Annotated in this window: 36 protein-coding genes; 10 read left to right on the top strand and 26 right to left on the bottom strand. The window is 40.6% G+C overall.

Annotation, left to right across the window (positions count from 1 at the left end):
• Nucleotides 1-16: 16 nt before the first annotated feature.
• Entirely contained in the window at nucleotides 17-736 is a 720-nt protein-coding gene (locus tag EHO57_RS08525) for a hypothetical protein (protein ID WP_135646631.1), read from the top strand.
• Nucleotides 737-768: 32 nt separating this feature from the next.
• Here EHO57_RS08525 and EHO57_RS08520 read toward each other — a convergent pair whose 3' ends face one another.
• Nucleotides 769-2,325: an NAD(P)/FAD-dependent oxidoreductase gene (locus tag EHO57_RS08520; RefSeq protein ID WP_135646630.1), complete on the bottom strand. Its 1,557-nt coding sequence runs from the start codon at nucleotides 2,323-2,325 to the stop codon at nucleotides 769-771.
• A gap of 12 nt (nucleotides 2,326-2,337) precedes the next feature.
• Nucleotides 2,338-2,721: a VOC family protein gene (locus tag EHO57_RS08515; protein WP_135646629.1), complete on the bottom strand. Its 384-nt coding sequence runs from the start codon at nucleotides 2,719-2,721 to the stop codon at nucleotides 2,338-2,340.
• Between the two features lie 215 nt (nucleotides 2,722-2,936).
• On the opposite strand from EHO57_RS08515, the gene EHO57_RS08510 reads away from it, so the two are divergent.
• From EHO57_RS08510 to EHO57_RS08500, 3 genes are read left to right on the top strand one after another with little or no spacing between them, the layout of a single operon-like run.
• Complete coding sequence (locus EHO57_RS08510) at nucleotides 2,937-3,305, top strand: ArsR/SmtB family transcription factor (protein WP_135646628.1); 369 nt, start codon at nucleotides 2,937-2,939, stop codon at nucleotides 3,303-3,305.
• A 2-nt stretch (nucleotides 3,306-3,307) separates the two neighbouring features.
• Entirely contained in the window at nucleotides 3,308-3,805 is a 498-nt protein-coding gene (locus tag EHO57_RS08505; RefSeq protein WP_135646627.1) for an SRPBCC family protein, read from the top strand.
• Nucleotides 3,806-3,818: 13 nt separating this feature from the next.
• Nucleotides 3,819-4,229 (top strand): hypothetical protein, encoded by a 411-nt coding sequence (locus EHO57_RS08500; protein ID WP_135646626.1) that lies wholly within the window; start codon nucleotides 3,819-3,821, stop codon nucleotides 4,227-4,229.
• A 6-nt stretch (nucleotides 4,230-4,235) separates the two neighbouring features.
• Here EHO57_RS08500 and EHO57_RS08495 read toward each other — a convergent pair whose 3' ends face one another.
• The 5 genes from EHO57_RS08495 to EHO57_RS08475 form a co-directional block, all read right to left on the bottom strand.
• Nucleotides 4,236-4,613, bottom strand: coding sequence for a nuclear transport factor 2 family protein (locus tag EHO57_RS08495; protein WP_135646625.1), 378 nt, complete (start codon nucleotides 4,611-4,613; stop codon nucleotides 4,236-4,238).
• Nucleotides 4,614-4,655: 42 nt separating this feature from the next.
• Nucleotides 4,656-5,681 carry an alpha/beta fold hydrolase gene (locus EHO57_RS08490; RefSeq protein WP_135646624.1) on the bottom strand — a complete coding sequence of 342 codons (1,026 nt, stop codon included), beginning with the start codon at nucleotides 5,679-5,681 and terminating at the stop codon, nucleotides 4,656-4,658.
• 23 nt (nucleotides 5,682-5,704) lie between these two features.
• A complete protein-coding gene (locus EHO57_RS08485) occupies nucleotides 5,705-6,076 on the bottom strand; it encodes a DUF4345 domain-containing protein (protein ID WP_246050615.1) in 372 nt (123 codons plus the stop codon).
• Nucleotides 6,077-6,206: 130 nt separating this feature from the next.
• On the bottom strand, nucleotides 6,207-6,578 hold the full coding sequence (locus EHO57_RS08480) for a hypothetical protein (RefSeq protein ID WP_246050614.1): 372 nt from the start codon (nucleotides 6,576-6,578) through the stop codon (nucleotides 6,207-6,209).
• A 3-nt stretch (nucleotides 6,579-6,581) separates the two neighbouring features.
• Nucleotides 6,582-7,355, bottom strand: coding sequence for a Pr6Pr family membrane protein (locus EHO57_RS08475; protein WP_246050613.1), 774 nt, complete (start codon nucleotides 7,353-7,355; stop codon nucleotides 6,582-6,584).
• Between the two features lie 117 nt (nucleotides 7,356-7,472).
• On the opposite strand from EHO57_RS08475, the gene EHO57_RS08470 reads away from it, so the two are divergent.
• From EHO57_RS08470 to EHO57_RS08460, 3 genes are read left to right on the top strand one after another with little or no spacing between them, the layout of a single operon-like run.
• A complete protein-coding gene (locus EHO57_RS08470) occupies nucleotides 7,473-7,856 on the top strand; it encodes an ArsR/SmtB family transcription factor (protein ID WP_135646622.1) in 384 nt (127 codons plus the stop codon).
• Complete coding sequence (locus tag EHO57_RS08465; protein ID WP_135646621.1) at nucleotides 7,816-8,289, top strand: SRPBCC family protein; 474 nt, start codon at nucleotides 7,816-7,818, stop codon at nucleotides 8,287-8,289. Before EHO57_RS08470 ends, EHO57_RS08465 begins: the two co-directional genes overlap by 41 nt.
• 56 nt (nucleotides 8,290-8,345) lie before the next feature.
• Nucleotides 8,346-8,813 carry an SH3 domain-containing protein gene (locus tag EHO57_RS08460; RefSeq protein WP_135646620.1) on the top strand — a complete coding sequence of 156 codons (468 nt, stop codon included), beginning with the start codon at nucleotides 8,346-8,348 and terminating at the stop codon, nucleotides 8,811-8,813.
• A gap of 53 nt (nucleotides 8,814-8,866) precedes the next feature.
• On the opposite strand, the gene EHO57_RS08455 is transcribed toward EHO57_RS08460, so the two are convergent.
• Nucleotides 8,867-9,442 (bottom strand): DUF4256 domain-containing protein, encoded by a 576-nt coding sequence (locus EHO57_RS08455; protein WP_135646619.1) that lies wholly within the window; start codon nucleotides 9,440-9,442, stop codon nucleotides 8,867-8,869.
• A gap of 166 nt (nucleotides 9,443-9,608) precedes the next feature.
• Between EHO57_RS08455 and EHO57_RS08450 the strand changes: the two genes are divergently transcribed.
• The gene (locus tag EHO57_RS08450) at nucleotides 9,609-10,025 is read left to right on the top strand and encodes an SRPBCC family protein (protein WP_135646618.1); all 417 of its coding nucleotides are present in this window, start codon (nucleotides 9,609-9,611) and stop codon (nucleotides 10,023-10,025) included.
• A gap of 27 nt (nucleotides 10,026-10,052) precedes the next feature.
• Nucleotides 10,053-10,649 carry a dihydrofolate reductase family protein gene (locus tag EHO57_RS08445; protein WP_135646617.1) on the top strand — a complete coding sequence of 199 codons (597 nt, stop codon included), beginning with the start codon at nucleotides 10,053-10,055 and terminating at the stop codon, nucleotides 10,647-10,649.
• A gap of 9 nt (nucleotides 10,650-10,658) precedes the next feature.
• Here the strand turns inward: EHO57_RS08445 and EHO57_RS08440 are convergent, their stop codons facing one another.
• The 12 genes from EHO57_RS08440 to EHO57_RS08390 form a co-directional block, all read right to left on the bottom strand.
• On the bottom strand, nucleotides 10,659-11,021 hold the full coding sequence (locus EHO57_RS08440; RefSeq protein WP_135646616.1) for a DUF6547 family protein: 363 nt from the start codon (nucleotides 11,019-11,021) through the stop codon (nucleotides 10,659-10,661).
• A gap of 153 nt (nucleotides 11,022-11,174) precedes the next feature.
• Nucleotides 11,175-11,780, bottom strand: a complete 606-nt coding sequence (locus EHO57_RS08435) for a YdeI/OmpD-associated family protein (RefSeq protein ID WP_425460776.1) — start codon at nucleotides 11,778-11,780, stop codon at nucleotides 11,175-11,177.
• A 70-nt stretch (nucleotides 11,781-11,850) separates the two neighbouring features.
• Nucleotides 11,851-12,006: a hypothetical protein gene (locus tag EHO57_RS18775; RefSeq protein ID WP_167882310.1), complete on the bottom strand. Its 156-nt coding sequence runs from the start codon at nucleotides 12,004-12,006 to the stop codon at nucleotides 11,851-11,853.
• A 234-nt stretch (nucleotides 12,007-12,240) separates the two neighbouring features.
• On the bottom strand, nucleotides 12,241-12,549 hold the full coding sequence (locus EHO57_RS08430; protein WP_135646615.1) for an RNA recognition motif domain-containing protein: 309 nt from the start codon (nucleotides 12,547-12,549) through the stop codon (nucleotides 12,241-12,243).
• Nucleotides 12,550-12,903: 354 nt separating this feature from the next.
• A complete protein-coding gene (locus tag EHO57_RS08425; RefSeq protein ID WP_135646614.1) occupies nucleotides 12,904-13,359 on the bottom strand; it encodes a hypothetical protein in 456 nt (151 codons plus the stop codon).
• 248 nt (nucleotides 13,360-13,607) lie between these two features.
• Nucleotides 13,608-14,024 carry a type II toxin-antitoxin system VapC family toxin gene (locus tag EHO57_RS08420; protein ID WP_135646613.1) on the bottom strand — a complete coding sequence of 139 codons (417 nt, stop codon included), beginning with the start codon at nucleotides 14,022-14,024 and terminating at the stop codon, nucleotides 13,608-13,610.
• On the bottom strand, nucleotides 14,002-14,262 hold the full coding sequence (locus EHO57_RS08415) for a ribbon-helix-helix protein, CopG family (protein ID WP_135646612.1): 261 nt from the start codon (nucleotides 14,260-14,262) through the stop codon (nucleotides 14,002-14,004). Before EHO57_RS08415 ends, EHO57_RS08420 begins: the two co-directional genes overlap by 23 nt.
• A gap of 259 nt (nucleotides 14,263-14,521) precedes the next feature.
• Entirely contained in the window at nucleotides 14,522-15,655 is a 1,134-nt protein-coding gene (locus EHO57_RS08410) for a hypothetical protein (RefSeq protein ID WP_135646611.1), read from the bottom strand.
• On the bottom strand, nucleotides 15,652-16,161 hold the full coding sequence (locus EHO57_RS08405) for a DUF4365 domain-containing protein (RefSeq protein ID WP_135646610.1): 510 nt from the start codon (nucleotides 16,159-16,161) through the stop codon (nucleotides 15,652-15,654). Before EHO57_RS08405 ends, EHO57_RS08410 begins: the two co-directional genes overlap by 4 nt.
• Nucleotides 16,162-16,352: 191 nt before the next feature.
• Entirely contained in the window at nucleotides 16,353-17,213 is an 861-nt protein-coding gene (locus EHO57_RS08400; protein WP_135646609.1) for a PIN domain-containing protein, read from the bottom strand.
• A gap of 204 nt (nucleotides 17,214-17,417) precedes the next feature.
• Entirely contained in the window at nucleotides 17,418-17,960 is a 543-nt protein-coding gene (locus tag EHO57_RS08395; protein ID WP_135646729.1) for an SH3 domain-containing protein, read from the bottom strand.
• A gap of 169 nt (nucleotides 17,961-18,129) precedes the next feature.
• Complete coding sequence (locus EHO57_RS08390) at nucleotides 18,130-18,858, bottom strand: hypothetical protein (RefSeq protein WP_135646608.1); 729 nt, start codon at nucleotides 18,856-18,858, stop codon at nucleotides 18,130-18,132.
• A gap of 74 nt (nucleotides 18,859-18,932) precedes the next feature.
• Between EHO57_RS08390 and EHO57_RS19070 the strand changes: the two genes are divergently transcribed.
• Nucleotides 18,933-18,992: a TraY domain-containing protein gene (locus tag EHO57_RS19070; protein ID WP_135625875.1), complete on the top strand. Its 60-nt coding sequence runs from the start codon at nucleotides 18,933-18,935 to the stop codon at nucleotides 18,990-18,992.
• 32 nt (nucleotides 18,993-19,024) lie between these two features.
• Here the strand turns inward: EHO57_RS19070 and EHO57_RS08380 are convergent, their stop codons facing one another.
• From EHO57_RS08380 to EHO57_RS08350, 6 genes are all read right to left on the bottom strand, one after another.
• On the bottom strand, nucleotides 19,025-19,420 hold the full coding sequence (locus tag EHO57_RS08380) for a PIN domain-containing protein (protein ID WP_135646607.1): 396 nt from the start codon (nucleotides 19,418-19,420) through the stop codon (nucleotides 19,025-19,027).
• The gene (locus EHO57_RS08375; protein WP_024864045.1) at nucleotides 19,417-19,632 is read right to left on the bottom strand and encodes a DUF2191 domain-containing protein; all 216 of its coding nucleotides are present in this window, start codon (nucleotides 19,630-19,632) and stop codon (nucleotides 19,417-19,419) included. Before EHO57_RS08375 ends, EHO57_RS08380 begins: the two co-directional genes overlap by 4 nt.
• 742 nt (nucleotides 19,633-20,374) lie before the next feature.
• Entirely contained in the window at nucleotides 20,375-21,076 is a 702-nt protein-coding gene (locus EHO57_RS08370) for a hypothetical protein (RefSeq protein ID WP_135646606.1), read from the bottom strand.
• A 434-nt stretch (nucleotides 21,077-21,510) separates the two neighbouring features.
• Nucleotides 21,511-21,786, bottom strand: a complete 276-nt coding sequence (locus EHO57_RS08365) for a type II toxin-antitoxin system RelE family toxin (RefSeq protein WP_135646605.1) — start codon at nucleotides 21,784-21,786, stop codon at nucleotides 21,511-21,513.
• A complete protein-coding gene (locus EHO57_RS08360; RefSeq protein WP_135646604.1) occupies nucleotides 21,776-22,018 on the bottom strand; it encodes a CopG family transcriptional regulator in 243 nt (80 codons plus the stop codon). Before EHO57_RS08360 ends, EHO57_RS08365 begins: the two co-directional genes overlap by 11 nt.
• 747 nt (nucleotides 22,019-22,765) lie before the next feature.
• Entirely contained in the window at nucleotides 22,766-23,656 is an 891-nt protein-coding gene (locus tag EHO57_RS08350) for a hypothetical protein (RefSeq protein ID WP_135646603.1), read from the bottom strand.
• Nucleotides 23,657-24,023: the final 367 nt, after the last annotated feature.

Raw genomic sequence — 24,023 nt, 5'->3', positions numbered from 1 at the left:
TGTAAGTGCGCCCTTCATGAAATTCCTAAAGTTCTATCTGCAAGAAACCTGGAGACTGATCCGTTCTCCTAAATCCGAATTCGAAAAACCTACTCATTATAGCGGCTATTTCGAGATCTATATAAGAGCCTTGCTTCCTATCCTAGCAGGTTATTTGTTCTCTCATCTCTCCTTTAAGGCTCTCGCGCTCGAATACGTTTTCTTGGGCGGATCTATCGGCAGATTTATCTTTCAACTCATATTACCGAGCCTATTGGTCGGCACCTTCTACGCGATCCTGTATGCAGCCTTGTACCTTTTATTAGCAGGAGGGATATTCTATGGGGTCGGAAAATTTTTTTCAGGAAGAGCAGAGATCGACTTCTCCTTAGGACTCGCTTCCAAGATCGCATTCCTAGTCCCGATCTGGGGTCTCTTGGTCCTATTCGATTTTACTCGGGTCTTTGGTTTCATTATATATCTGATTTTCTTTATATATGCGACGTATCTTATTATTCTCAGTCTTTTTTATGGGGTAAGGGTAAGTAAGAATACCAGTATTATCGGCGGCTTAGCGCTCGGACTCGTATTGTACGGGTTCTTCTTCTTTCATGATGATAGACAGATGGACAATCTCATCATACCTACTCAACCGAAACTCATGACTCCGGAAGAAGAACAGGAAAAGATCCAGGAAGCCCAAGAGATCATTCGCAAATTAGAGGATGCCAGAAGAGCGAAAGGTTATAACGATTAAGTTAAACGTAATATTCTTCTCTGCAAAAACTCTTAAGGTCGTTTAGGAACGCAGGCCTGAGCACAATTGATCCCGTCCATGGCGGCGGAAACGATCCCTCCTGCGTATCCGGCCCCTTCTCCACAAGGGAAAAGACCTTTGATCCGTATATGTTCCAATGTCTTCGGATCTCTTGGAATGCTTACAGAAGAAGAGGTACGGGTCTCAGGAGCATGCACCACCGCTTCATTTGTAAGGTATCCTTTCATGGATGTATTGAATTCCTTAAAGCCTACTTGCAGAGACTTATGAATAAAATCAGGCAGTACGGAACCAAGATCCACAGAAACAATCCCAGGCGGATAAGAAGTCTTTGGAAGATCCGAAGAGATCTTTCCATTCACAAAGTCCTCTAAGCGCTGGGCCGGAGCAGTTTGCCGTTTGCCTCCTGCCTCCCAAGCCTTTCTCTCGATCGCCTTTTGGAATTCCATGGCTGCCAAGGGGCCATGCTTCGCAAAAGGACGAAAATCCTCAGGTCGAAGTTCTACAACTATTCCAGAATTTGCAGTCGGTCTCGCACGACGAGAAGAAGACCATCCGTTAGTCACCACTTCCCCAGGTTTTGTGGCACATGCGGCGATCACGCCTCCAGGGCACATGCAAAAAGAGTATACTCCTCTTCCATTCACTTGTCTGACAACACTATAGGGAGAAGGAGGCAGAAAAGGATTTCTCACTTCACAACTATATTGAATGGAGTCTATTAAGGATTGTTGATGTTCTACTCGAACTCCGACCGCCAAAGGCTTCAGATCAATCTCTATTCCCTTTCTATGAAGTAATTCGAAAATATCCCGGGCAGAATGTCCGGTAGCGAGTATCACCTGGTCTGCCAGAAAACGGTCTCCGTTCTTTGTGATGACCCCTCGGACCCTGTCTCCTTCTAAGATCAGATCCTCCACTCTTTGGTTAAAATGGACCTCTCCTCCGCAGGAAAGGATGGCCTCTCTGATATTCCTTACGATACCGGGAAGTTTATTCGTGCCGATATGAGGATGAGCCTCTATTAGAATATTCTTATTTGCTCCGAAGCCGACCAGAAGTTCCAGAATACGTCTTACATTCCCTCTTTTCTTGGATCTGGTATATAGTTTGCCGTCGGAATACGTTCCGGCTCCCCCTTCCCCAAAACAATAATTGGAGTCTTCGTTCACAAGATGGTGAGCGTTGATCTGTTGTAGATCCTTGGGCCTGGTCTTAACGTCCTTCCCTCTTTCTATAATGATCGGCCTTAGACCCAATTGGATCAGCTCCAAAGCGGCAAACAGGCCGGCAGGTCCGGCGCCTATTACCAGGACTTCTTTCGAATTCCGGACATTCGGAAAATCAGGGAGTCGGATCTCCTTCTCCCTGAAATCCTCTCCCAGATACACTCTGACCCTGAGATTGACGATTACTGTCCTTTGCCTTGCGTCTATGGAATGATTGACCACTTCGACATACCGGATCTCTTCGTCGGGGATCTTTTTGGATTTACTGATATAGTTCCGAAGTTGATCGGGTTGCTCCGCAATCTCCGGTAAGAGCCTCAGCTCGAGTTCTTGTATCATATTTCTCTAATACTATGGAACGAGTTGATAGAGTTGGATCAGATTTCCGCAAGCATCTTCAAAGACCGCCTCTATTCCTATATCGGACTTGGTCGGCTCGCTTCTAAAAACCACTCCGTTCTGCTTCAGTCTTTCGAATTCCTTATGGATATCCTCTGTGGAGAATACGATCACCGGAAACCCTGCATTGAACAATCCCTCTTGGTAGGTCTTAGCGAGCGGGTTGTCGTTCGGTTCAAGCAAGAGACCCGTCCCATTCGGTTCTTCGGGAGAAGCCACAATGGCAAGCTTTGCCTGAGGAAGATAGAGCCTGCTGATAAAGCCCAGTGTTTCGGTATAAAAACGAAATGCTTGGATAGGATCATGAACAAAAATGCTAGTGAGTTTGATCTTCATATAAGGATCGCCGTTTAGGAGCGGCTAGATTGGAGTATTTATAGGCTATTCTCTCTGACAAGTGATTTAAGGTCTTAGATTTATCCCTTCCAAGGACCAGATCTAGAACTACGGAAGAAGGCGCCTTCCCCACAAAAAGACGAGATTATTCCTAAAAAACGGGTTGACATTTTCTTTTATATAACCATACAGTTATATAACTTATGAATTATAGAATGAGCAGTTCCGATAGATTGGATGCCACCTTTGCCGCCCTAGCAGATCCTACAAGAAGGGCCATTCTGGCTCGTTTGGCAAAGGGAGACGCCACAGTGATGGACTTGGCAAAACCATTTTCCATGAGCCAGCCTGCGATCTCCAAGCATCTTAAAGTATTAGAACAGGCTGGATTGATCTCTCGAGGCTTAGATGCGCAAAAAAGGCCAAGACGCATAGAGGCAAAGCCATTGGGAGAGGCGAGCGAATGGTTGGAGAACTATCGCAAGTTTTGGGAAGGAAGATATCAGCAATTGGACGCTCTATTAGATGAATTAAAAGTCTCTAAACAGATCAAGACGAAGCGCGGAAAGCGCCCAAGGAGCTAAGGATGGAAACTAAAAGTGGTGTAAAAGTAGAAGCACAGGGAGAAAGAGAGATCCTAATGACGCGTGAATTCAATGCGCCTCGGGATCTGGTTTTCGAATGTCATACCAAGCCGGAATTGATCAAGCGTTGGCTCCTAGGACCTGACGGTTGGATCATGGACGTGTGCGACGTGGACTTAAGAGTTGGCGGAAAATACAGATACGTCTGGAAGAAGATCGCGGACGGAACCATGATGGGAATGGGCGGGACCTATAAGGTTGTCTCTCGCCCGGAAAGCATTCATTGCACCGAGATATTCGACGAGGCATGGTATGCCGGAGAAGCCTTAGTCCAAAGCAGTTTTACTGAGAAGAACGAAAGGACCACATTGAAAGTCACCATTCTCTATAATTCCAAAGAAACAAGGGACATGGTACTCAAATCTCCGATGGAAAGCGGGGTCGCGGCCAGTTATAATCGTTTGGAAGATCTACTTATCAGCAGCAAAGCAAAAGGTTAAAATAGGAAATACAATGAGTGAAACAAAAAGATCCAATCAAACTCTGAAGAGTGTCGGCGCACTACTCGCCGGCTTCTTTTTTATCATAGTTCTTTCCATTGGAACGGATATGATATTACATTTCACGAATGTATATCCTCCATTTGGAATCATAATGTCGGATCCTCTTTTTATATTGGCTGCTTCCTACAGATTGGCGTACGGGATCTTAGGAAGTTATATCGCGGCAAGATTAGCGCCTTCTCGTCCCATGTTCCATGCAATGATCCTAGGATCCGTTGGTCTTGTGATCAGTATAGCCGGGGCGATCATGATGGGAGACAAGGGTCCTGCTTGGTATTCCATACTGATCATACTTATCGCTCTTCCTTCCGCTTGGGCAGGAGGGATACTAGTACAAGGAAGAAGACCGAAGACTGCCTAATCCATATCATTTCTTAGGAACAGGGACGCGTTGCGCAGGATCATAGAAAAAAGTCTCCTCCGCAATTCGTTCCCCTTCCCAACGCTGGTGGGCCATTTCTTCCATATGAGTGACAGTCCCATCCTTCCATTCGAAATGAAAGATCCATCGGATCGCAACATAATCTCCGTTTACAAATACAGGACGAACACATTTCGAAACAATGGAATTTGCTCTCGCAAGAACTCTTCGTTCATTATCAAAATGTAATTTTCGACCGACTCTCGGAGGAGACAGGTTCTCTTGCATGGATGAATTCTCTGTGTAGAATTCCTCGATCGCAATATCATGCTTATTTTGTTCTACAAGCTCTATGAATTTTTCCAATGTTTCTTTGGTTGGCATAATGATCTCCGGAATATTCTTGGACCGATCCGAATAATAGATCTATTTTCCTAAAAGCAATTGGGTAGTCAATTTTTCCGAAAACTCCTTAGGCAATTCGAAATGAGGAGCATGCGCACAATTCTCAAAAATAGAGATATTCTTTTTAGGGGTTTTTATGAATTTCGTGTAACGTTCTAGGATCTCAACCGGGGTATAATAATCGTAACGACCCGAAAAGAAATAAACCGGCACCTTGATCTCAGGCGCTTGCTTGAATAGATCCATCTGAAAGAAATACGGACGGATCCGAGAAGAAGACTTCCAAATGCCGGGCAGGTATGTGATTATATCCAGCAAAGAATATTCAGGCGAATCCGACATGAGGCCCTTTAGAAAAGAAGACTCGTCTTTCGTATGCTCTCCGTGAAATAATCCGACACCTAACGCATTTAACCAATGTCTTCGATCCTGCATATAGGAATCGAAGGAGAGATCCTTGGCTTGGTCTGCGAGTTTCGGATCCTTCTTCGCATGTTCCAAAATATAATTGTAGGAGATGCGAACACCTTCTTCTCCTCGTACCACCGGTCCAATGCCGATATAGGCATGCAAATTCTCCGGGTGCCGGTTCGCATATAGAGCCCCGATGTATCCTCCCCAGGAATGCCCCATAAGAAAGACCTTAGGAGTATCGAATCTCTTCTTTAAGAAATTCACCACATCATGGGTATCGGAAACATAGTCGTCCGGAGTTAGATCAGGAAGGAAGAAAGAGAAAGACTTACCGGAGCCCCTTTGGTCCCAGTTCACGACTATAAAATCGTTCTCTAGATCCTTATAGAAGTAGCGTGCAAATCCGATCGAAGCCGCACCAGGCCCACCGTGCAAGATCAGAAGGACCGGCTTATGCGCATCCTTCCCTCTCATCAGGATCCATTGGCTTGTCCCTCCTATTTCAACTTTTTCTAAAGAAGAAACCGCTTTGGAAGATGGACCAACTTCCTGCGAGATATCTTGCGAGGTCCTGCAATCAAATGCAAGGATCGAAAAGACTAAGACGGCTTGAAAAAAGCGAAGACCTTTCATGCAATTCGATACTAGCACCGGATTTAATCTTTTCTTCTAAGTTGAGCGAGGACCATAATGATGGGAATAAGTATCTCAGGAACCAGGTATCCAATCCAAAGACTCGCAGGTTCGGGAAGACCTACGATAGAAATAGAGATAGATCTTCCTAAAGCGGCAAGAAGAATACCGAACGCAAGTAAATAGACTAACGTCTTCTGGGCTCGTATCGTGTACGCCGCCCAAAAACAGATAAGTCCGGTAGATAAGTAAATTCCCGCCATAAACCGATGCACATTGTCCAAACGAGGAGTCGTCGTCGGCTCCCCTAGATACATTTGCAAGGATCCGCCAAATATTGCGATAGCAGCTGCGAAGAATAAACAAATCTGCACAATGCGAGTGCTTATAGACATACTAGAATTCGATTGCATCGGCCGATCCTGAAGTGAAATCAACTACTTGTCAATAGCAAATCAAAAATACAAAGAAAGAGAATCGTGAAACTATAGAGGACGAGTTACACTGCCAGCCGATCGATCCGAATTATTTACGAATTAATCCGTTCATCCAACCACTCATGATCAGTAGGAATCCAAGTAAGATCAAAAAAGGAAGATGGAACCAGGCTGAGCACCACATGAGTAGTTGCCCTACACTTCTGATCGTCTGCATCTTGTAATCCATATACTTTCTTACGTAATTCCCGAAAGCCGAATCCTTCAGTCTATCTAGATCGGAAAATCGAATAACGATCAAAGTCACGACGATGGACGGAAGAAGAAAGAAAGCCAGAAACCAGAGAATGGAATGCTCCCACGCAAAATACGTGGTTAAGAACCCGGTAAAGAAATCGGTAAAAAGTTTAAAGGGATGGATCTGATGATAAAGGATCTTTTCCTTCTTTGTCATTTCCATTACTTAAGTCCGAGTAAGCCTAGATCGGATCCATCGATCAAATACGAACAGAACTCCTGCAATCAAAAGAAAGAGAATAAAGATCGCTACGATATAGATCGAAACTCCAGAATAGCCGAGATTCGTTACGTCTAGAATATTATAAGGATACCATATTAGGATCGCGCCGCGGATCAAAGTAAATGCCGCATAGGCGATGGGAAACATCGCCGCTATTACAATCCTTCGTACCGTTACTGATCCGGAAGGACCGAAAACGAACCAACCTAGGATCGCAAGAATAGGATTGATACTGTGCTCGAATATACTCGCTAAATGTGAAATAGGGCCTCTACTCGGACCGTTTGCCAAAACAAAATTGAAAACGATAGCGGTGATCGATATGTCGATCAAACCGATCAAGCGCCAGATATGGAAAGAATCAGAAGATCTACGAGGTTCCAACGCAAGAAGAAGAGTCGTTATACCTAGAATAATATTCGATTGAGTGGTAAAAAAAACGAATTGGTTGAAGAAGCTACCCCATCCAGGACCGAAAGTGCGAGTGAAACCTGCATTCGGCGGCAGAATAGATTCATGGAAGTATGAGAACCAAAGTTCTAATACTACCCCAAACAAACAACAAACGGCAGTTACGGCAAAGCATAGACGAGCAAGCTTCTGATTCAAATGATCCATATTTGTTTCCATTCTCTTCTCTATTTCAAAACAAAGGCGCTTCATAAATGCATGATCGATCACCCAATGCAAGCAATTACGAAGCCGAGAAGAACTCAATCCCTAACTTTATAGGAACATCTAGTGGGGAATAAACGAATAAAAATCGGGAAAATTTACTCAACCAAATAGTTTAATAGTTGACAAAGGGAGATCGAGAGGCATTTATTCAACTAAATGGTTGAATTAAAGAAAAGCGAAGAGCAACTGGATCGCGTGTTCGCGGCGCTTGCGGATAGCTCGAGAAGGCAGATGCTTGCTCGATTACGAAAGCGGGCCCTTACGATCTCCGAATTGGCGGAACCGTTCTCAATGTCTTTTGCAGGAGTAGCCAAGCATATCGATGTGCTTACCGCGGCAGGATTAGTGCGTAAGGTAAGAGATCCGGAAGATGGGCGCAGTTATAAACTGGAGCTACAGAACCGAACACTTACCGAAGCATCGGCATGGCTCACCTACCACCAAGAATTCTGGACCAACAAACTCGATAGACTCGAATCATTTATAGAGGAAGAAGATCATGGTACCCACAGAGATACTAAAAGTAGAAAAAAAAATTAACGCCGAACCGGCTCGATTGTTTCGCGCATGGTTAAAACCGGAAGCAGTCACAAAATGGTTTCTATCGGAAGCAGAAGTCAGCATTGAATCGGTAAAGATAGATCCGCGTCCCGGCGGAAAGTTCAAGATCAATATGCTCTTGAACGGAAAGATCCTACCTCACGAAGGCGAATATCATATTATTGAAGAACCGACAAAACTGGTCTTTACTTGGAGATCCGATGCAACCGGAGGAAAAGATACGTTAGTTACCGTTACATTCACGGAGCTAATGGACGCAGAAACGGAGAATTCCACTTCTGCCAAGCGAAAGCCTCAAACACTTGTCACTCTGATCCATGAGAATCTAGCGAACGCAGAATCGATCGAAAAACATCGCTTCGGATGGACAAGCATACTCGCCGGCCTCGCTACATGGGGAAACAAGGAATAAACCAACGTCTTTATCGGCAAAGCCGGAAGGAAAACAAAAGGAGAAGGATATACAGTATGAACGGAATATATCACAAAATTGGAATACGTGCCGGGTTTCCGGAAGTCATTAAGGCAATATCTACCCAAGCAGGGCTTGAAGGATGGTGGACAAACGAAGTAGAAGGAAAATTTCCGGACGGGATCTCGCCAGCCGGAGAGACTATCCGCTTCCATTTCGGAAAAGGAAGCTTTGACATGAAAGTCCAAGAACTCACATCGGATCGAGTGCTCTGGGAATGTACGATCGGACCGGAAGAATGGGTCGGATCCCATATAGACTTTAAACTTACGCAAAGCAAGGCTCCGGATGGAGGACCAATGACAGTTGTCTTTTTCAAACACCAAGACTGGAAGAGGGAGAACGAAATGACAGCTCATTGTAGTATGAAATGGGCAGTGTTCCTGCTAAGCTTACGATCACTTGTAGAAACCGGCAAAGGCCAACCGGCACCGAACGATATGAAGATCGACGATTGGAATTAAGCCATACTGCGAGGGTTGTCGCAAGACAACCCGAAAGCGAGATAGTCGTTCGATTAAACCCTAAGTAAACCGCGAAACCCTCTCACAGCATAATACGAAGAAGCACCGTTGTGATACAAGAAAACAGTATCATAACGACGATCACAAAAAAGAACTCCGCCTAGCTTTCTGATAGGAGAAGGCGTTTGCACCCAACTCGAGGTTTTCAGATCGAACTCCCCTAGCTTCTGCAAGTCTCTATATTGCTCTTCAGTCAAGATCTCGATGCCCATAGAAGTTGCTAGATCGACGGCGCTATTTTTAGGCTTATGTTCTTTTCTTTCCTCTAACGCTTCGCGATCATAACAAAGACTTCGGCGTCCTTTAGGAGTTTCTTCCGAGCAATCGCAAAAAATAAATTGGCCAGACTTCTTATCGAACCCGATCACATCCGGTTCGCCTCCCGTATCTTCCATTTCACTGAGAGACCGGAGCTTTTCAGGAGCTGCGGCCAACCTTGTCTGCACTTTGGACCAGTCCAGGCCTTTATGAAGATCCTTGTTCTTTTCGAAGCGATCTTTTAATATTTTGAGAAGATCTTCTTGTTGTTTTGGGGATAATTCTTTCTTAGTCGGTTTAGTTTTGCTCATACTTTAGGGTATCACTCTGTCAATAAAAGTTTTACACACTATGGATCTACAATACAAGGAATGATTTTCATACATCAATATTCTTCTTTAATTTTTCCATAAAGTAATATTTCGACACACCGAAAATGCTTTTCTACTTAAGATGAAATCGATTATATTCCCTAAAATGAGCTCAAACAAAATCACTGTTCAATCTACCATCGCGGCAGACGTCAAAAAAGTCTGGGAATATTATACGAACCCTGCGCATATCATCGGCTGGAACTTTGCCTCGGATGATTGGCAATGCCCCTGGGCTAAAAATGATATGAAGCCTGGTGGTAAGTACAGTGCGAGAATGGAAGCGAAAGACGGGAGCTTCGGTTTTGAATTCGAGGCGATTTACGATTCAATCGTAGATCAAAAAGCTTTTGCGTATACGATGTTAGACGGCAGGAAGGCAGATGTCCATTTCGAGAATAAAGGTAATGGCACTCTAGTGACCGTAACCTTCGATCCGGAACAAATGAATCCTCTCGAGATGCAAAGAGGTGGCTGGCAGGCGATATTAGACAATTTCAAGAAATATACAGAGGCGAATTAAGAGATCTATACGCAGGGAATTAAGATCATGAGAAAGGTCATTGTACTCGAATTCCTCACCCTTGATGGTGTAATCCAAGCCGGGGGTGGTCCAGAGGAAGATACCAGTGGTGGCTTCCAATATGGTGGGTGGCAAGTCCCCTATTCTGACGAGACTGTTGGATTAGTTATGAATAAGCAGATGAATGTTCCTTTTGATCTCTTATTAGGGCGCAAGACTTTTGAAATTTGGTCGCCTTACTGGCCAAAGCATGCAGACTTCTGGCCAAGCGTCATGTCGGCAACAAAGTACGTCGCCTCGAATACAATGACTTCTCATGAATGGCAACCCTCCGTATTTTTAAGCGGAGACATTGTAGAGAAGATCACCAAACTCAAACAAGGAGAAGGACCGGATCTGCATGTGTACGGAAGTGCGAATCTCGTTCAGACCCTTATGAAACATGATTTGATCGATGAATTCTGGCTAAAGATCTATCCGATAACATTGGGCAGCGGAAAGCGATTATTTGTCGAAGGCACAATCCCTGCCGCATTCAAAGTAACGGAAAGTCAGATTTCTCCGAGTGGAGTCATTATTGCGAATTACAAACGTGCAGGAGATGTTCAGACGGGAAGTTATTGATTTTTGTAATTATTTTTCTGGCCATTCCCAATCACCCGAAAGACGACCGATAAAATCATGATACGGGGATCCTTCGTATCCGGTATCAAACGGATCTATTTCATATTCTTCGAGAACTTTAAGTGTTTCAAAAATGCCAACAATCACTTCGTTTTCCAACATTCTTGCAAGGACCGATCGATCGCCTTCGGATAATCGGGCAAGCAATTGATTCATATGATATTCATCTGAGAGATCGTCGGAATCCGACTTCGCATTGCTGTTCCAAATGCCGGATCGAATACGGTTTGATCCGATTTTACCTTGCCCGGTTTTACATATGCCAACAAGCGAATCGATAATATTCCGATATTTTTGGGATTTAAGTGTCATAGGAGGTTCACCTATATTAAGACGTGCTAGTAGATTTTCAATAAGATAGTCGGTATTCTAAACAGCAAACATCACAACGGTTAGGCGAAATATATTGGCGTTCCCTGTATGAATCATTGGGCGAACTGTATTTCAGAAATGATATAAGAGAAATTAATGCAATTTCTGTTGTTTCTTCATCATCTCCAGAAGAATTTGCATCCGTTTTTCCCGGGTCTCTGGCTTCTTTGCCGTCGCTAGTCGCCAGGCAATTGCATAGGCGTTTGTCTTATTCAGAGTTTTAAAAAATTCGTATGCCTGCTCGTCTTTTATTAACATTGCTAAAAAATCAGCAGGAATTTCCATCTGGCTGGGGGAATCATAGGCCTTATCCCATCTACCGTCTTTCTTTGCGGACTCTATCTCCTTGAGTCCGGATGGTTGCATTCTCTTTTCCTTAATAAGCTGGACCGTCCGCTCTTTATTTCTCTTGGACCATATGCTTTTCGATCTGCGAGGAGTAAATTTTTGAAGCCACGATCTCTCATCATACTTTTTTTTCTGACCATCGATCCAACCAAAGCAAAGTGCTTCATCCAATGCCTCATCATAAGTAATTGTTTCCTCACCGGAATCTTTTTTAAAAATTCGGAGCCAAATACCCTTGTTAGCTATAGCATGATTTTTTGTGAGCCATTCTTTCCATTTCTTTGAGGAGACGAATGATTGGATGGGAGTCTCGAGATCTTTAGGCATACGATACCCATCCAAGTCTGGCATGGCGTATAAATCCCGGGAATTACGAATTTAGTGGCTGAAGAAAAAATAGAAAATTGTAACGTATTTCACGCTACTCTTCTTTTTCTGGAGAAGGTTCCTGTTCTAAATGATTACTTTTCTTTTCTTCATTGCGTATCTTGCGCTTCTCTAATTTTTCCTGCCTACTCGCCTTCTTTTTTAATTCGCGTTGTCTTTTTACAAACGACAAGTTATCTTTTTTAGCCATAAAGCTCTCCTATTGAAAAATTCGACTTTTGCTCTTGGAATTGCATAGGGCTTTAAAGAAGAAAGTATGAAGAATAATGTAGACTCCTCTATAAAAGTAATCGCCTTAACGAAAAAAAGAAGCCAAATGTTTTCAGATGAATCTACTTGCTGCTAACACTCGAGTATATTGAATCACACCGCGAGATATACTAGAGCAAGAAGATTCTTTATAGAAATTGTAAATGTAGATAGACTACCAGCGATCGCGCTGAAACTTCCTATTGTTATTGTTATTCCTATTGCGGTCGGATCTTGGTTTATCCTCTGCAACGGAGACTACGATATTGCGTCCGTCTAAATCCTTACCATTGAGTTCCGAAAGCGCTGATTTCGCAGAATGCTGATCCACGAAGGTAACAAAGCCGAATCCTCTCGATCTTCCGGTCTCACGATCGACTACTATATTCGCTTCTTGGATCGCGCCATGAGTTTCAAACACTTGGCGTAAAGTGAGATCGGTGGTTGACCAGCTAAGGCCGCCTACAAACAATTTGGATGACATGAATTTTATCCTCGTTCCATACAGAGATGATATGAACAATCCGTATGATAAATTAATTTAGATCAGTACGGGCTATGCAGTGAAAACAGAACGAGTAAAGAACTTTAATGCCATGATACTCGTAGAGTCAATATCCTACAAGAAAGATTTGACACTAACTTAAGAAAATAGATCACCATCGCGAAACGTTTAATCTCGCTTCCGTTCGGGAAGTTTGTGATCCATCGCAATGTTTCTCTTAATGATAGCTAATTTGCGCGAGCGAGCGCTGCGGAAAAGTGGAGAATAAAATGTGGTGGAGGCCCGGCCCAAGCGAGAGTGCAAAGTAAAGACAGGGGGCGGCAACGATTTCCTTTATTCTTTACAATATTCCACTTCGGCAATGTTCGTATTTTTAAAAAAATTTCTCCATTCAGTTTCCGAATATCTTCGAATCTTATAAAGTGAAGTTTCTGAATTGAGAATAATTTCGATTAGATGTACTAACTTATCGATATTAATTTTTTTATTGAATAAACTATCTACTAAATTAGTTATTAAGCTGTCTCTCTTATAAATCATGATTCCAAATAGTTTATCGCTAACATTTAAACATCTTATGATGAAAACAAAATAGTTGTTCTGACATTTAAAATTAAATACAAATCCCCAATCTGTAAAGCTAGGAAGTTCGGGATTTAATGAATTATCATTAAAATGGTCGTACAATCTTTCGCCCAGGATTCGCTCTTCATTACAATATCCATTATTAACGTGTAAAATAGGAAATTCATCTGTTTCAAAAGTCCAATAAAAATTTTCTACTTTCATTATCGTATCCTAATCATCTAAAATAGAAATCATACAATTTTTATATGTTACGGGCAGCGATTTTTTATAAAATGTTGGTCTGGCTTGCGCCCGACGACTAAGGGTTGGCGCGCTGAGCGTCAGCGAAGACAGGCGCGAGAATTGCCATGCAATTCAAGTGACTGAGCCAATGTGCCGCAGGCCGAGCGAGAGTTGCGAAGCAATCTCGAAGCGAAGCGGAAGCACCGATAGTTATAAGCTGGGCTGGCTTAATTCTTAAATAAATTTGTTAGATATTTGCCTTTTAGAGTTTTATATATAGAAAAGTCGGAATCTATACTAATAATATTATAAATCCCTTCCCTTTCGGCGATGCACATTAATGACGCATCTGCTAAATCCATTGGCAAATCTGAATATTTTTGCATCCGACTCTTAATATATTTTAGATCATCCAATGTTACATCTAAAATTTGCACACTCTCACGTTCTATCCATTCTAAGAAATCGGATTGAGCATCGATTGAAAAGGAGAGTAAGTAGATGACTTCAGTTATTACTGGCCAAGTCGTAAATAAAGAACCTTTAAACCCTTTTAGAAACTTAAAGACTGATTTATGATAATCATCAGATGAATTGAATAATGCTATAATCGGACCAGAATCAACGAGCGCGGCGTTTTTCATTCTTGTCCTTTAATATTTTATTTAAGGTAACTTTTCTATTCTCGGCTAATTTCTTGTCATTGGCTGAATGTTTACCGAATAAATCTTCCCCTAACTCAAAGGGAGTTTTACTTGAACTATGATTCTTTATATATTCAAGAATTGACTCTTTTACAATTTCAGAGCGACTTTTCCCCTCAGATTTTGCAAACGAGTCCAACTTTCTCTCTAATTCCGGCGGTATTCTTAAACTGATCACAAATAGAATGTATCACAATTTGGTATTACATACAAGAACTTTATACAATTATTCTTAAAAAGTTGATTTTGCCAGCCTGGCGTCTAACGACCAAGGTGTTCCGACGTTTGCGTGCTGAGCTTTAGCGAAGACAGGCGCGAGAATTGCTCTGCAATTCGAGTGACTGCGCCAATGTGCCGAAGGCCAAGCGAGAGTGCGCAAGCATCTCGAAGCGCTGCGGAAGCACCGATAGTTATGCGTAGTCGTGCGCAAAATAGATTTATAAAATCTCAACCGATGATATATTATCCATTTTCCAAATACTACCCTTTCTATATAGATCACCTTTTACACGAATTGTCTTACCTGCTCCGTGAGCTTCATAAGCTTGAAGGTATTGATTTTTATTTAGCTCTAGCTTTACATCAACCGAATGATCTTCATATTTATACTTTATAACGGCAGAGCGAGGAATCTCGATATCACTCAAAGGCTCGATCACAGAATGCAGAGTCGTAATTTTTCCAATTATAGTTTCTTGAAATGGAGCAATTTTTTTTAGTTCGTCAGAAGCGTATTTTGCGAGTTCAATTTCTTTTGGGCCTATTTCAATCCACCGTATTTTAGAAAGACCTGGCGAAGGATTAATTTGATAACTCCAATCAATTTCAAAGGAAAGTAAGTTTTTCTGCTCATTACTCATTTCGACTAAAGCGTCACACATTCTGGCATTAAAACCAATCGTAAAATTATCAACAAACATCGCCGCATTGTCTTCAATAACAGCTTCTTTCATTATAGATAATCCTCTGACTATTCGTTCCATAACCCTACGCTCATAGGGGGGCTCAACTTCACCTGTATACAAACTTAATTGACTATAATCGGACAATAGTGGAGAAGAAATTGTAAAACCGAAACTCCCTTCAAAAGTATGACCAAATCTACAGTTCCTTACATGTTTTTCTGCAAGGCTTATAGCTTTATCGAAATGTGGTTTACTAGTATATTCAGAACAAGCCCCCCATAAAAATAAACCTTTGAGGCCTTTAACTTCATTTACTGCTACATCAAGCGGAATAGTATTATTTTCAGTAAGGCTACTCATCACCTTCATACGTAATAGATCATGAGAAACTAAAGCAATTCTACTAAGGATAGTTTCAATTGATTCAGAATATATATTTGATAATGTATTTAAAAGGTCGTTAATTCGCTCATAATAATCGATATAACTATCTGATGAAGGAACCACGATTTGCAATGGATTTCCTCTGTCAGAAACAGGCCCATAAAACAGCAAACGCCTTGAATCAGCAAACTCCCCCAATTTCCATCCTTTATTTTCAAGAAATCGAGTAAGATCCGTTAAAGTAATCTTTGACAATTCTCGTTCTGAGAGTTGCATCTTCATAACTCATCTCTCATTGCGGAACTCAAAATCTCTGGGATTGCATCAGGTGTAAATGTATTGGAACGAGGTACTCTAATTCGAATTGTATGAGTATTTTCAGTGGGATTTCCAGAAAGATACATCCAGTAACAACATTTTCTTAGTTCCAATTTTTCTTCATTCAATAAAACCCAATTTGCAGAATCTCGCGGTAGACATAAGAGCACCAGTAGACACGGATATGCGCCATTTTGACTTCTATAAATTAATTTATTATAAGCAGGAGCCTCCATATCATAAATTATATGCGTGTCATCTATTGACCAGTTTATTGTAGATTTCAACTGACAATCTAGTACTGCACCCATGTCAATTTGTTGTCCGTTAAAGAAGTCGATTTTTCTAATCGAAATATCAACCCCATAATCCCGCTGAATTATATCATAAGTGTGCCCGGCTTTTGAAACTACGGCACTAACATATGAAACCGAAAGAGCTTCTTCTATTGCTTGTATCTTTATTGACATATTAATTTAGTATTTCGCACGATTGCGCATAACGACCAAGGCTTGACGACGTTTCGCGAGTGCGTAAGCACTTGGCGCGAGTTTTGCTCAGCAAAACGAGTGACAAAGCGAAATGTGGCATAGCCCAAGCGAGAGTTGCGAAGCAATCTCGAAGCGCAGCGTCAGAGCCGAAAGTTAGACGACGTTGCAACCTAGTCGTCCAAGGGATTTAACGTATCTAATAAGCGATTGTAAGCAACTGGGCTAATTCGCAAAAGATCCTCAGGAGTACTCTTTGAGTATTCCTTTTGCACTTCAGCATCAAAATTTTTGGCTTTCTCAGAAAGCGAGACATCAATAAATTTAAGTCCTTCTGTTAACTTATTACTTAATATTATTTTTTTATAGCCAACTCGTTCTTTGAATTCTTTATGCAACCAATCATTAATGACGGTATGATTTTCATATGAAATACCGAAATCTGAATCCCGTGAAACTATAATGACATCTGCAGATTTCTCTTTGGCACAATATATAATCCACTCCCAATTTATAGCATCACCTAATGATATTTCAGAATCCTTTCGAGGAGGAAACCCTAACGCAAATCTCTTTCTTGCTAATTTACGGACTGTATATTTTAGTTTATTACCACGATTTAGATTCAAATCCGATTGGTACTCGAAAATTTTATTCATTCCTGTAAAAACGGAATCTTTGGAAGATGGGGCAACTAGAATGTCCATAATTCTTTTTTTTAAATTCTGAATCTGCTTTTTACTTTGCTCCCTTGTTTTATTTAGCACTCGAGAAGGATCAGAATCTTCCATAATAGGAGGAATGATTAGGCCATCCCAATTCGGACTTTTAATCGATTTGATTGTTTCAAGTATTGCTTTTTGCCTATTTTTCTTAAATTCCATCTCGACTTGCTCAGTCAAAATAAGCTTATCTTTACTTTGAATAAGCTTGTTAATTAGTTCTTTGCTAACCTTACTATCTCGAACTCGATAGAAGTCTAAAAGAATATTTGTATCTACAAAAAGTAATTTTGGTTTTATATTCTGTGTCATGGCTTTATTTCTTGCAATTGCGTCTAACGACCAAGGCTTGACGACGTTTCGCGAGTGCGCAAGCACTTGGCGCGAGCCTTGCTCTGCAAGGCGAGTGACAAAGCGAAATGTGCCGAAGGCCAAGCGAAGGTTGCGAAGCAATCCTGAAGCGCTGCGTCAGAGCCGATAGTTAGGCGTCGTCCAATTATTCAAGAATAGTCGAAATTATTTTAAAAGACATTGTTCATTATACTGTCTAAAGTTTGTTTGAACATCCTTGTGACTCTGAAAATATCTTTTCTTATCCTCTAAATCCGGTGTCCAACCGTATTCCAACATACTAGGAGGACCACCACCCTCACATGCTTCACCACAATCGCAGTCTGGATAATTCGGCTTCTTTGAACAATTTGCTTTAGCAATTTCAGCTCTACAAATCTTATAACAGCAAGATTGAGCCTTTTCGATAGAAATATAGAGTTTATTTTTAAACTCAAAAGGTTTCAAAAACGCACTAAAAATAAATCCTACCTTATTCTGATAATTAACTTTTACCCATCTGTCATCTATACCAGTAATGTTTTCCCATTTCGATTCATATTGAAGAATAAGCAATTCATCTTCATTATTTAAAATATGGATTACTTTTGATTTTACGGAGGGCTTTTCACGTAAATTAACATTCGTACCATTTATCAGAAATCTTTCTTCCGCAGATAGTGGAACCGTAAAGATTATTAAACAAACCGAAAAGCATATTCCAAGCATAAATAAATTCTTAATTGGATGACGCCTAACGACCAAGGTGTTCCGACGTTTGCAATGGCGCGAGGCTTGCTATGCAAGACGAGTGACAGACGCAAATGTGGCGAAGCCCGAGCGAGAGTTGCGAAGCAAGCTCGAAGCGGAGCGGAAGCACCGAAAGTTATGCGAAGTTTTACTTTTCTTCTATCGCTTCTTTTATGTATAGCTTATACATATTGAGGCCCATGCTGCCGAGCTCGAATTTTGACAAGTCGCCCGCTGGACGATATATTATATTCTCATTTATGAAATAATTTTTTATAGTACTTGGAATTTTAGAAATATCAATGGGAGTTCCAAGCGAATATGAATCGAACACTTCTTTCAGTCTCATATACACGTCCTCTTTTCTTTTTATCTCCTCCAATAAAGTTTTTTCAATTGGCTCTCGAACAATAAATGTCCGCAAATGTGCTATTTCTTCATTTAAAGACTTAATCTCAGTATCTTTATCATTTAAGATATCTGCCGCTTTGCGAAATTGTTGTTCAACTTCATATTTAATTTCTGCAGATTCCTTCAAAGTTAACAACTCACTACCTTCTATTTCATCTTTAATTTTTTTCTTCCAAACATCATATCTTAACCACAACCAATAGGTAGAGTTTGAGAATAATGGATATAATAATAATATGGCTATAGTGGAAATGATCGGTTTAACAAATACATTACACGCGTTGCTACCGAAATATTTTATATAGAATATTTTATCCAAAACTGAAATATCATCAGATGAGAAAAAGAATAGAATAAATATCTCCCAATTCCAGAGACACCAGGAGATAATAAACGTACCCGCCAAGGGACTTACTGCTCGTTCTGATAATACCTTCTGGACTGAATTTTTAATTTCCTCAAACATATCTTTCTTTAGCTTCTATTTTGTAAAATTTCGCATAACGACCAAGGTGTTCCGACGTTTGCAATGGCACGAGTTTGCTCTGCAAACGAAGTGACAGAAGCAAATGTGGCGAAGCCCAAGCGAGAGTTGCGTAAGCAAGCTCGAAGCGAAGCGGAAGCACCGATAGTTAGCCGACGTGCTTGCCTTTACTTGAATAGATCTCTTTCTTATCTAATACTTTGAGAACCTTTTTATCTAATGTCCAAAGTTGAAGTTTTTTACTTCTAACTTCATTAATAAGAACTGAATCAATTAATCCAATTCCCTTATCAATATGCTTGTTTTCAAATGAAAGCTTGCCCGCTAACAAAAAGCTACCTTCTGAAGTTAAGGTATTTAAATTTTCCCAATATTCTAGAATAAAAGATACTTCGTTCTTATTTTTGCATCCTTGAAGCAATTCACCAAAAACAACTTCATGAACTATTACTTCGGATGACTCGATTAACTCTTTAAGTTCATTGAAATAAGGTTCATTGCCTCTAAAGAATTCAATCCAAACAGACGTATCTACGAGAATCATCTGTTACGATTCAGATTTCGGATATTTTCCCCAGAAAAGCCTTCCTGGAACGAAAGTGGTGATTTATGTAGCTTAGCATTCAAATTCCTTATTTTGGCCTGTTTTAACCACTCTGAGAGGGCTTTCTGGAGTGAATCAGTTATGTTTTTCCCGCCAGAATATTTTTGGACCTCTGCAATTAGATCATCTGGCAATATCGCAGTCACTTTCATACGATATAATATACGATATTAGTTCGTATTTTCAAGCTTTTAATTAGAAATTCTGGAATAATCTTAAAAACTTCTCTTTCTCAAATTCATATTCTTAAAGAAAGATTTGGCAAGCATGTTCGGCTAACGACCAAGGTGCTCCGACGTTCGCAACGGCACGAGTTTGCTTTGCAAATGAAGTGACGGAAGCGAATGTGGCGTAGCCCAAGCGAGAGTCGCGCAGCGATCTCGAAGCGAAGCGAAAAGTCGGAAGTTAGGCGGCGTGACTACCCGAACACGATAAGATTGAACCAAACTAAATTAATCAGTCAAATTCAATACAGTAGAATTCTACTATTTCTAAATATTCCCATCCGCTTCAAATCGCACGTATTGTTGCTCGTTCAAAGAAAGTCCTCGTTGAACAGATAAATGCTTCTACATGCACTAGTGGCGCAAAAGAAAAATAGCGCGATGAAGTGGATGCTAAGACGAAGAATTTCACATAATTAGTAAAAAGAGGATCCTTATAAACTTCCGAGTTTCATATCCTTAAAATCAATAAAACATTTGGTAGTCATGTAGCCTAACGACCAAGGCTTGACGACGTTTCGCGAGTGCGCAAGCACTTGGCAAGAGCCTTGCCCTGCAAGGCGAGTGACAAAGCGAAATGTGCCGGAGGCCAAGCGAGGGTTGCGAAGCAATCCCGAAGCGAAGCGTCAGAGCCGATAGTTAGCCGCCTGTTTTGGTTTCTTGAAAAATATTATACTTCTAATTTTGAAGAACCTAATTCTTTCATTATATCTAACAAAATCGCAGCAATATAATAAATTAATGCGATTAAAGAAAGATACTTAAGAATGATGAGGAGAAATAATGGTAGTTTTATTACAAAGGAAATTAAAGGAAGAAAGAAACCAAAAAGCATCAGCCTCATTAATTTCTTATTAATTTTAATCACAAATTCATTCGTAAAATCATGAACATAAGGAAGTAAATTAATCATCTTTTGCGATATTTCCTCCCCTTCGACAATTAGATCTATCCATGCATCAATATATTTAAAGTTCTTTGCTCTTCTTTTTTTCTCCGGAATTTCAGATACTGCATATTCTAGCAATTCTGTATTTGAAGTAACCGGGAATTCACTCATGCTCGTTTCTTCTGGACATCCAAATTCTAAGCTCAACCCATAGAATGCGTTCCCATCATATAGCCTATTAAGTGCTCCTCTCGCATAATCACGGAGCTCATATAAATCGACAGGCTCAATTAGCTTTCGATTAATTTCAAAATTTTCTATTCCTAAGTATTTGCTCCCAGCAACAAACAAGTCATTCATAAATATTTTTGCTTGAACATTTTCTTCTCTCGGATTTTCTTTCGAAAAAAGTGCTTCTATAAAATTTTCCCTACTTTTTCGCTCACCCCAAGTCTTTGCAGAAGGATATTTCCGAATAAGCATATCATATAGATTCCAAATTATCTTCGAACAAAGTTTCAACTCACTTTGTAGCGATATAAATTTCTGAAATTTTTCCCGTCTCAATTTCTTAATGTCAAAATGATAATTTAGAAGAAACCCGATAGCTAACGGGAAAATAATCGAAATGCATCTGAGAATAGTTTCGTTAAAGCTTTTAAGTGAAGAGTAGTCTGATATAAATATCTTGGATAAGAAATCGAGCACGCACATATAAATAAACAGAAGTTATTCTAAGTCAAAAAAGCCATAACCAAAATGGCGGCTAACGACCAAGGCTTGACGACGTTCGCAACGGCACGAACTTGCGTAAGCAAGTGCAGTGACGGACGCGAATGTGGCGTAGCCCAAGCGAGGGTTGCGAAGCAATCCCGAAGCGAAGCGTCAGAGCCGATAGTTAGGCGATGCGACCGCACCTACTTGTAACTATCTTTTCTTTGATCTACATCGACAAAAATTACTAATAGTTCGTTATCTTTAATCAAATAGAACAAGCGATACTTACCAATACGATATCTATAAAGACCATCAAACTCCCCTTTCAGTTTTTTGATATTCGGTCCAAAAAATGGATTCTTCTTAAGTATTGGATAAACATAATCCGCTAATTTCTTCTGAAGATGGGAAAATTGACGTTCTTTAAGTTTACTTTGAAATTGTTCAGTCTCCGCTATTTTATATTCAACGGACAACTTTATATTTTCCCTGAGCTACTTCTTTAAGTCCTTTTTTCAAAGACGAAATAAGATGTTTATCGGAAAGAATTTCATCCATCTCTTCATCTGAAGCATAAAATTCATTTGTAAGATATTGGATGGCAGCATTTTCCACAAAGTTTGAAATAGTGCGTCTTTCGCCTTCGGCGGCTTTCTTAAATATATCGTAAATCGGATCTTCAATACGCAATGTAATTGTCTTAGACATACTCATTAGACCTGCATTTTTATTCAAAATACAGCATTATAATTCAGATGTCAAATTGCTTTTTTGAGATTTTCGAAATTAAGTTCGTAAATAAGTCTTCTTTTAAAAAAGAATTTTGCGGTCGTTTCGCTTAACGACCGAGGCTTGGCGACGTTGGCGTGCTGAGCGTCAGCGAAGACAGGCATGAGAATTGCTCTGCAATTCGAGTGACTGAGCTAGTGTGGCGCAGCCCAAGCGAGAGTTGCGTAGCAAGCTCGAAGCGACCCGACAAGTCGAAAGTTAGGCGGCGTGACTACCCGGACACAAAAAGATTGAACCAAACCAAATTAATCAGTCAAATTCAATACAATAGAATTCTACTCTTTCCGAACATTCCATCCGCTTCAAATCGCGCGAATTGTTACTTCTTAGGAAAGAGTCCATTTTGAACGAAAGAATGCTTCTACATGCATTAGAGGCACAAAAGAAGAATAGCGCGATGAAGTGGATGCTAAGACGAAGAATTCCATATAATTTATAAAGAAGGATCCTCAAGAACTTCCGAGTTTCAAATCCTTAAAATCAATAAAACATTTGGTAGTCATGTAGCCTAACGACCAAGGTGTTCCGACGTTTGCGATGGCACGAGTTTGCTCTGCAAACGAAGTGACGGAAGCAAATGTGGCGAAGCCCAAGCGAGAGTTGCGAAGCAAGCTCGAAGCGCCGCGGAAGCACCGAAAGTTAGACGCCGTTTTGAATTTTCTCTAACTATTTTTTTAAAGATAATAGTCGCTCTTTTAAAGCTTCCCTCATTTCAGTAATACCTTGCTTATTGGGAAGGTACTTTAAGACTCGATGGTGACGCAAATCAAACGGAACATCTTCCAAAGATTGAGATATTGGAACAACGGTGCGACCTAGTGTATGTGCAATACCTGTCTCATACATTACGTTAGAATTCTTTTTTGAAAAGTCCACAATAACGATAGAACTATTATAAAGGAGGTTAAATATATCTTGAATAACCTTTGTTTCTTGCCATATATTATCCGCACGCAAACACTTTAAGCCTACTTCAGAACAGGTACTCTTAATGGCTTTATATACATCATTAAAGGATGAGTCAAAAGGCATCATCACTGCAACTAAATCAGATTGTGGAGAATTACTTGGTATAGTAAATTCTTTTGGTTGTATAAATATGCTTTCCGCCTGTTTGATATCAAAATTCTTCATTCTGTCAAATAGCTCCTTTGAAATGATTTTCTTTCGGAACAAAACCCCCAGAAGATCGACATCTTTGATTGCCCAATGAGTTCTATTAAATTCATAGTTCGAAATGTCCAGATCATCACTTAGCTTTTGCAAAGTAGTAAATGTAATCGGCGACACTTCATCAATAAATTCATATTGAATTACGATACCGCTCGATAATCGGCTAATATTCTTTATAAAAGAAAGTTTAGCTTTCCCTTCAACCCCCTTCTCATATGCCAAAAGAGTTGGAATAGATTTCAACTTTTCTAAAGTATGAAATTCAAGAGATTTGAATTCTTTAATAATTCCAGTATGGGTATATTCCAGAAAACGATCTTCAGAAATTTCATATCTTAACCGATTCCACGCTTTTGGATCTGCTGTGATAATTAAATTGTACATTGTTTCATTTCAAAATGGCGTCTAACGACCGAGGCTTGGCGACGTTGGCGCGCTGAGCAAAGCGAAGACAGGCATGAGAATTGCCACGCAATTCGAATGACTGAGCCAATGTGCCGAAGGCCGAGCAAGGGTCGCAAAGCGATCCCGAAGCGATGCGACAAGTCGGAAGTTAGGCGGCGTGACTACCCGGACACAATAAGATTGAACTAAACCAGGTTATTCAATCAAATTCAATACAATCTAATCAAACTCTTTCTAAAAATTCCCATCCGCTTCAAATCGCGCGCATTGTTGCTTGTTTAAAGAAGGTCCTCGTTGAACAGATAAATGCTTCTACATGCACTAAAGGTACAAAAGAAGAAAAACG

This window comes from Leptospira langatensis (assembly GCF_004770615.1).
Classification (GTDB): domain Bacteria; phylum Spirochaetota; class Leptospiria; order Leptospirales; family Leptospiraceae; genus Leptospira_B; species Leptospira_B langatensis.
This window is presented reverse-complemented; position numbering and strand designations above follow the sequence as displayed.

Coding starts and splice junctions, on each gene's coding strand:
- EHO57_RS08495 (WP_135646625.1), bottom strand. CDS start 4,613: ATGCCAACCAAAGAAACATTGGAAAAATTCATAGAGCTTGTAGAACAA.
- EHO57_RS08350 (WP_135646603.1), bottom strand. CDS start 23,656: ATGTACAATTTAATTATCACAGCAGATCCAAAAGCGTGGAATCGGTTA.
- EHO57_RS08485 (WP_246050615.1), bottom strand. CDS start 6,076: ATGTCTATAAGCACTCGCATTGTGCAGATTTGTTTATTCTTCGCAGCT.
- EHO57_RS08405 (WP_135646610.1), bottom strand. CDS start 16,161: ATGTCAATAAAGATACAAGCAATAGAAGAAGCTCTTTCGGTTTCATAT.
- EHO57_RS18775 (WP_167882310.1), bottom strand. CDS start 12,006: ATGGCTAAAAAAGATAACTTGTCGTTTGTAAAAAGACAACGCGAATTA.
- EHO57_RS08440 (WP_135646616.1), bottom strand. CDS start 11,021: ATGACACTTAAATCCCAAAAATATCGGAATATTATCGATTCGCTTGTT.
- EHO57_RS08515 (WP_135646629.1), bottom strand. CDS start 2,721: ATGAAGATCAAACTCACTAGCATTTTTGTTCATGATCCTATCCAAGCA.
- EHO57_RS08370 (WP_135646606.1), bottom strand. CDS start 21,076: ATGCTTATTCGGAAATATCCTTCTGCAAAGACTTGGGGTGAGCGAAAA.
- EHO57_RS08460 (WP_135646620.1), top strand. CDS start 8,346: ATGAACGGAATATATCACAAAATTGGAATACGTGCCGGGTTTCCGGAA.
- EHO57_RS08490 (WP_135646624.1), bottom strand. CDS start 5,681: ATGAAAGGTCTTCGCTTTTTTCAAGCCGTCTTAGTCTTTTCGATCCTT.
- EHO57_RS08380 (WP_135646607.1), bottom strand. CDS start 19,420: ATGATTCTCGTAGATACGTCTGTTTGGATTGAATTCTTTAGAGGCAAT.
- EHO57_RS08395 (WP_135646729.1), bottom strand. CDS start 17,960: ATGCTTGGAATATGCTTTTCGGTTTGTTTAATAATCTTTACGGTTCCA.
- EHO57_RS08390 (WP_135646608.1), bottom strand. CDS start 18,858: ATGTTTGAGGAAATTAAAAATTCAGTCCAGAAGGTATTATCAGAACGA.
- EHO57_RS08360 (WP_135646604.1), bottom strand. CDS start 22,018: ATGTCTAAGACAATTACATTGCGTATTGAAGATCCGATTTACGATATA.
- EHO57_RS08520 (WP_135646630.1), bottom strand. CDS start 2,325: ATGATACAAGAACTCGAGCTGAGGCTCTTACCGGAGATTGCGGAGCAA.
- EHO57_RS08455 (WP_135646619.1), bottom strand. CDS start 9,442: ATGAGCAAAACTAAACCGACTAAGAAAGAATTATCCCCAAAACAACAA.
- EHO57_RS08505 (WP_135646627.1), top strand. CDS start 3,308: ATGGAAACTAAAAGTGGTGTAAAAGTAGAAGCACAGGGAGAAAGAGAG.
- EHO57_RS08375 (WP_024864045.1), bottom strand. CDS start 19,632: ATGAAAGTGACTGCGATATTGCCAGATGATCTAATTGCAGAGGTCCAA.
- EHO57_RS08465 (WP_135646621.1), top strand. CDS start 7,816: ATGGTACCCACAGAGATACTAAAAGTAGAAAAAAAAATTAACGCCGAA.
- EHO57_RS08430 (WP_135646615.1), bottom strand. CDS start 12,549: ATGTCATCCAAATTGTTTGTAGGCGGCCTTAGCTGGTCAACCACCGAT.
- EHO57_RS08480 (WP_246050614.1), bottom strand. CDS start 6,578: ATGGAAATGACAAAGAAGGAAAAGATCCTTTATCATCAGATCCATCCC.
- EHO57_RS08510 (WP_135646628.1), top strand. CDS start 2,937: ATGAGCAGTTCCGATAGATTGGATGCCACCTTTGCCGCCCTAGCAGAT.
- EHO57_RS08470 (WP_135646622.1), top strand. CDS start 7,473: ATGGTTGAATTAAAGAAAAGCGAAGAGCAACTGGATCGCGTGTTCGCG.
- EHO57_RS08410 (WP_135646611.1), bottom strand. CDS start 15,655: ATGAAGATGCAACTCTCAGAACGAGAATTGTCAAAGATTACTTTAACG.
- EHO57_RS08500 (WP_135646626.1), top strand. CDS start 3,819: ATGAGTGAAACAAAAAGATCCAATCAAACTCTGAAGAGTGTCGGCGCA.
- EHO57_RS08435 (WP_425460776.1), bottom strand. CDS start 11,780: ATGCCAGACTTGGATGGGTATCGTATGCCTAAAGATCTCGAGACTCCC.
- EHO57_RS08425 (WP_135646614.1), bottom strand. CDS start 13,359: ATGAAAGTAGAAAATTTTTATTGGACTTTTGAAACAGATGAATTTCCT.
- EHO57_RS08400 (WP_135646609.1), bottom strand. CDS start 17,213: ATGACACAGAATATAAAACCAAAATTACTTTTTGTAGATACAAATATT.
- EHO57_RS08420 (WP_135646613.1), bottom strand. CDS start 14,024: ATGAAAAACGCCGCGCTCGTTGATTCTGGTCCGATTATAGCATTATTC.
- EHO57_RS08445 (WP_135646617.1), top strand. CDS start 10,053: ATGAGAAAGGTCATTGTACTCGAATTCCTCACCCTTGATGGTGTAATC.
- EHO57_RS08450 (WP_135646618.1), top strand. CDS start 9,609: ATGAGCTCAAACAAAATCACTGTTCAATCTACCATCGCGGCAGACGTC.
- EHO57_RS08525 (WP_135646631.1), top strand. CDS start 17: ATGAAATTCCTAAAGTTCTATCTGCAAGAAACCTGGAGACTGATCCGT.